5 protein-coding genes are annotated in these 4,923 nt (G+C 70.4%); 3 read left to right on the top strand and 2 right to left on the bottom strand.

Translation table 11 applies throughout. From position 1 onward, the window contains the following. Nucleotides 1-37 precede the first annotated feature (37 nt). A complete protein-coding gene (gene copC / locus P3W75_RS27875) occupies nucleotides 38-403 on the top strand; it encodes a copper homeostasis periplasmic binding protein CopC (RefSeq protein WP_276230552.1) in 366 nt (121 codons plus the stop codon). A gap of 34 nt (nucleotides 404-437) precedes the next feature. After that, a complete protein-coding gene (copD, locus tag P3W75_RS27870) occupies nucleotides 438-1,298 on the top strand; it encodes a copper homeostasis membrane protein CopD (RefSeq protein WP_276230551.1) in 861 nt (286 codons plus the stop codon). A 79-nt stretch (nucleotides 1,299-1,377) separates the two neighbouring features. On the opposite strand, the gene fahA is transcribed toward copD, so the two are convergent. Both fahA and hmgA read right to left on the bottom strand, forming a co-directional pair. Then, nucleotides 1,378-2,682, bottom strand: a complete 1,305-nt coding sequence (gene fahA / locus P3W75_RS27865) for a fumarylacetoacetase (protein ID WP_276230550.1) — start codon at nucleotides 2,680-2,682, stop codon at nucleotides 1,378-1,380. Nucleotides 2,683-2,686: 4 nt separating this feature from the next. Further along, nucleotides 2,687-3,976, bottom strand: coding sequence for a homogentisate 1,2-dioxygenase (gene hmgA, locus P3W75_RS27860; protein WP_276230549.1), 1,290 nt, complete (start codon nucleotides 3,974-3,976; stop codon nucleotides 2,687-2,689). 101 nt (nucleotides 3,977-4,077) lie between these two features. Between hmgA and P3W75_RS27855 the strand changes: the two genes are divergently transcribed. Continuing rightward, the gene (locus P3W75_RS27855) at nucleotides 4,078-4,866 is read left to right on the top strand and encodes an IclR family transcriptional regulator (protein ID WP_276230548.1); all 789 of its coding nucleotides are present in this window, start codon (nucleotides 4,078-4,080) and stop codon (nucleotides 4,864-4,866) included. Nucleotides 4,867-4,923 lie beyond the last annotated feature (57 nt).

Genomic DNA, 4,923 nt, shown 5'->3' with positions numbered 1-4,923 from the left:
AAGCTGCCGGGCGCCGAAATCCATTCGAGGTCCCGCCATGCGCAAATCCGCCCTGTTCGCCACCCTCGGCCTGCTCGCCGTCCTCAACGCGCCCGCCGTGTTCGCCCACGCGCACCTCAAGGGCGAGGTGCCGGCCGCCGACAGTACCGCCAGCGCGCCGAAGGAACTGCGGCTGACGTTCTCCGAGGGCGTCGAGGCGAAGTTCACCAAGGTCAGCGTTACCGGCGCCGACGGCAAGGCCGTGAAGGTGGCCGGCATCGCCACCGCCGAGGGCGACGCCAAGGTGCTGCTGGTGACCTTCGAGCAGCCGCTGCCGGCCGGCGAATACAAGGTTCAGTGGCACGCGGTGTCGGTGGACACCCACAAGAGCGAGGGGAGCTACGCCTTCAAGGTCGCGCCCTGAGCCATGCCTGATGTGATTCGGGGGCGCGTCTGGCATGGATGACGCCCTGGTCTTCTGTCGTTTCCTGCACCTGGCCCTGAGCCTGTCGCTGTTCGGCGTCGCGCTGTTCCGCGCGGTGCTGCGCCGCCAGGAGCCCGCCGCGCTGGCGGCGCTGGACGGCCGGGTGCTCGCCTGGCTGCGCGGCGGCGCCGTGCTGGCGCTGCTCAGCGGCCTGGCCTGGCTCGGCCTGGTGGCGGCGAGCATGGCTGGCGACTGGTCCGCCGCCTTCGACGGGCCGACCCTGAAGCTGGTGCTGGGCGAGACCTTCTTCGGCCGCGCCTGGGCCTGGCACCTGCTGGCCAACCTCGGCTTGCTGGTGACGCTGTGGCTGCCGTTGTCGGCGGACAACCCGCTGCGCCCGCTGCTGGCCGGCGCGCTGCTGGCCAGCCTGGCCCCGGTCGGCCATGGCGCCATGCTCGACGGCTGGGCCGGCGTCGGCCTGATGCTCAACCAGGGCCTGCACCTGCTCTGCGCCGGCGCCTGGCTCGGCGGCCTGCTGTTGCTGGCGGCGCTGCTGTACCGCGCGCCGGACTCCACCCATGGCGCGGCGCTGCGCCGTTTCAGCGGGGTCGGCTACCTGCTGGTGGCGGGCGTTGCGGCCAGCGGCCTGGTCAATGTCTGGGCGCTGGTCGGGCAATGGCCGGACCCGCGCACCTCGACCTTCGGCCGGGTGCTGACGATCAAGCTGCTGCTGGTGGCCGGGATGCTCGCCCTGGCGCTGCTCAATCGCCTGGCCCTGGCGTTCCGCGAGAAGCGCCTGCTGGCGCTGCGCCGCAGCGTGCTGCTGGAGTGGCTGTGCGGGCTGGCGGCGGTGGCGGCTGTGTCGCTGCTGGGAACATTGTCCCCGGCCGGTTGATTCGGTGGGTTCGCGAGCAAGCTCGCTCCTACAGGGAGTGCAGCTCTTCGTAGGAGCGAGCTTGCTCACGAACAGGCGCTCAATGCGCCGGGAGGATCACCCCGCGGCACTCGCCGAAGCCGATCCGTGCGTACCCCTCGCGTTCGCACCAGGCGCGGAAGATCACCTCGTCGCCGTCCTGCAGGAAGGTGCGTTGCTCGCCACCGGGCAGGTCCAGCGGCTGCTTGCCGCCGAGGGTGCTCTCCAGCAGGCTGCCGAAGGCTTCCGGCTGCGGTCCGGAGAGGGTGCCGGAACCGAACAGGTCGCCGGGTTGCAGCTTGCAGCCGCCGGCGCTGTGGTGGGCGACCATCTGCGCCACCGTCCAGTACATGTTGCGCGTGTTGCTCAGCGCCAGGCGCACCGGCTCCAGGCCCTTCTCGCGCATGGCGGCGGTCAGCAGCAGCACCTCCAGCTGGATATCGAAGGCGCCCTGGGCCTGGTCGTGTTCGTCGAGCAGGTAGGGCAGCGGCTGCGGGTCGCCCTCCGGGCGCGCCGGCTGGGCCTTGCGGAACGGCGCCAGGGCCTCGGCGCTGACCACCCAGGGCGACACGCTGGTGGCGAAGTTCTTCGCCAGGAACGGGCCCAGCGGCTGGTATTCCCAGGCCTGCACGTCGCGCGCCGACCAGTCGTTGAGCAGGCAGTAGCCGGCCACGTGCTGCTCGGCCTGGCCGATGCCGATGGCCTCGCCCATCTCGTTGCCGGCGCCGATCCAGATGCCCAGCTCCAGTTCGTAGTCCAGCCGCTTGCTCGGGCCGAAGGATGGGGCCTCGGCGCCCGGCGCCAGGGTCTGGCCGTTGGGCCGGCGCACCGCCGCGCCGGAGGCGACCACGGTGGAGGCGCGGCCGTGATAGCCGATCGGCACGTGCTTGTAGTTGGGCAGCAGCGGGTTGTCCGGGCGGAACAGGCGGCCGACGTTGTTGGCGTGGTGGATGCCGACGTAGAAGTCGGTGTAGTCGCCGACCCGCGCCGGCAGGTGCAACCGGCAGCTGGCCTGGGCCGGCAGCAGGCCGGCGCCCAGTTCCTGCAGGCGCGCCTGTTGCGGGCTGCCTTCGGCGAGCAGCGCCTGCAGCTGTTCGCGCAGCACCCGGCGCGGGCCGGCGCCGAGGGCGAAGAAGGCGTTGAGGTCGCCGCCGCTGGCGGCTTCGGCGGCGTGCCGGGCCTCGCCCTCGAACAGGTCGGCGGCCAGCGCCGCCTTGAGGTCGAAGATCAGCTCGCCGATCGCCACGCCGCCGCGCGGTTCGCGGCCGGCGCTGCTGAACACGCCCATCGGCAGGTTCTGCAGGGGGAAGTCGGGGTGACCGTTGGCGGAGTCGATCCAGCTGCGGCGGTTGTCTGCCTGGTTCATTCGCTCAATTCCTCTGGAAGGTCTTGGCCATGCCGCTCCAGCAGGCGTCGTAGTCGCGCTGCAGTTGCGGGCAGTCGAGAGCGTAGCGGGTCGGGCGCAGGACCCGGCCGGTCTCGAACATGAAGGCCATGGTGTTGTCGATCTTGTGTGGCGCCAGCTCGGCGGCGATGGCTTGTGCGGTGCTGGCGTTGTCCGGGCCGTGGGCGCTCATGCAATTGTGCAGCGAGGCACCGCCGGGGGCGAAGCCGTCGGCCTTGGCGTCGTAGGCGCCGAGGATCAGGCCCATGAATTCGTTCATCAGGTTGCGGTGGAACCACGGCGGGCGGAAGGTGCTTTCGGCCACCATCCAGCGCGGCGGGAAGATCACGAAGTCGACGTTGGCCATGCCGTGGGTGTCGCTGGGCGAGGTGAGCACGGTGAAGATCGACGGGTCCGGGTGGTCGTAGCTGACCGTGCCGAGGGTGTTGAACAGGCGCAGGTCGTACTTGTAGGGCACGTTGTTGCCGTGCCAGGCGACCACGTCCAGCGGCGAGTGGTCGAGCTCGCAGGCCCAGAGTTCGCCAAGGAACTTCTGCACCAGTTGCACCGGCGCGTCGATGTCTTCGTAGCGCGCCACCGGGGCGAGGAAGTCGCGCGGGTTGGCCAGGCCGTTGCTGCCGATCGGGCCGAGGTCGGGAATGCGCAGCGCGGCGCCGTGGTTCTCGCAGATATAGCCGCTGGCGCTGGCGTCGAGCAGCTCGACGCGGAACTTCAGGCCACGCGGGATCACCGCGATCTCCTGCGGCTCGATGTCCAGCAGCCCCAGTTCGGTGGCCAGGCGCAGGCGGCCCTGCTGCGGGACGATCAGCAGTTCGCCGTCGGCGTCGAAGAACACCCGGTCCATGGAGCGGTTGGCGCGGTACAGGTGCACGCTCACGCCGCTGGCCTGCTCGGGGTCGGCGGTGGCGGCGAGGCTCAGCAGGCCGTCGAGGAAGTCGGTCGGTTCGCTGGGCAGGTCGTGGGGGTTCCAGCGCAGGCGGTTGGGGTTCACCGGGCCCGGCTCGCGGCCGGGAATCTGCCGCGCCAGGCGCTCGAAGCGCGGGTGGCTGGCCGACGGTTTGATGCGGTACAGCCAGGTGCGCCGGGCCTCGCTGCGCGGCACGGTGAAGGCGGTGCCGGAGAACTGCTCGGCGTACAACCCGTAGGGCGCCCGCTGCGGCGAATTGCGCCCGAGCGGCAGGGCGCCGGGCAGGGCCTCGCTGCTGAACTGGTTGTTGAACCCGCTGAGGTAGCTGAGCGATTCGACGGACGACATGGCGGCCTCGTTATTTTTGTAATCAAATTACGAATAACGTAATTTGAATGCCGGAAGGGGTCAAGCTATAACAGCGCCTCCATTGCTCAACGAGTCCTCGCATGGCCACTCCCAAGGACACCGGCGCCGCGCCGAAACGCCAGAAAGTGCAAGCCGCCGAAGTCGGTACGGATATCCTCAGGGGCCTCGCCGACCTGGCCCCGGCGACCTCGCTGTCGCGCCTGGCCGAGCACGTCGGCATGCCCGCGGCCAAGGTCCACCGCTACCTGCAGGCGCTGATCGCCAGCGGCTTCGCCGAGCAGGACGTGGCCACCAACCACTACGCCCTGGGGCCGGAGGCGCTGTTCGTCGGCCTGGCGGCGATCGGCCGGCTCGATGTGGTGCGCGCCGCCGCCACGCACCTGAGCGAGCTGCGCGATGAACTCAATGAAACCTGTTTCCTCGCCGTGTGGGGCAACAAGGGACCGACGGTGGTCCAGGTGGAACAGCCGCTGCGCGCGGTGACCCTGGTCACCCGCGTCGGCTCGGTGCTGCCGCTGCTGGGGTCGTCCACCGGCCTGGTGTTCAACGCCTACCTGCCTGACGGAGAGACCGCGCCGCTGCGCGCGGAGGAGAAGGGCATGCCTGGTGCGCTGGACGAGGCGGAGTTGCACAAGCAGACGGCGGAAATCCGGGCCACGGGTCTGCACCATGTGCATGGGCTGTTGATGCCGGGGGTGAATGCGCTGTCGGCGCCGGTGTTCGCCGTGGGCGAGCAGTTGGCCGGGGTGGTGACGGTGGTGGGCGCGGCGAGCGCGTTCGGCGCCGAGACCAGTGGCAGGGCGGCGGCGTTGCTGAAGGACGCGGCCGCCGCGATCACCGCGCGCATGGCGGGGCGCAGGCCAGAGTAGGGCGAATAACCGTTCGCGGTTATCCGCCGTTGGCCGGAACACCGTTGCCGGGGACGA

The organism is Pseudomonas citronellolis (assembly GCF_029335315.1).
GTDB lineage: Bacteria > Pseudomonadota > Gammaproteobacteria > Pseudomonadales > Pseudomonadaceae > Pseudomonas > Pseudomonas citronellolis_A.
This window is presented reverse-complemented; position numbering and strand designations above follow the sequence as displayed.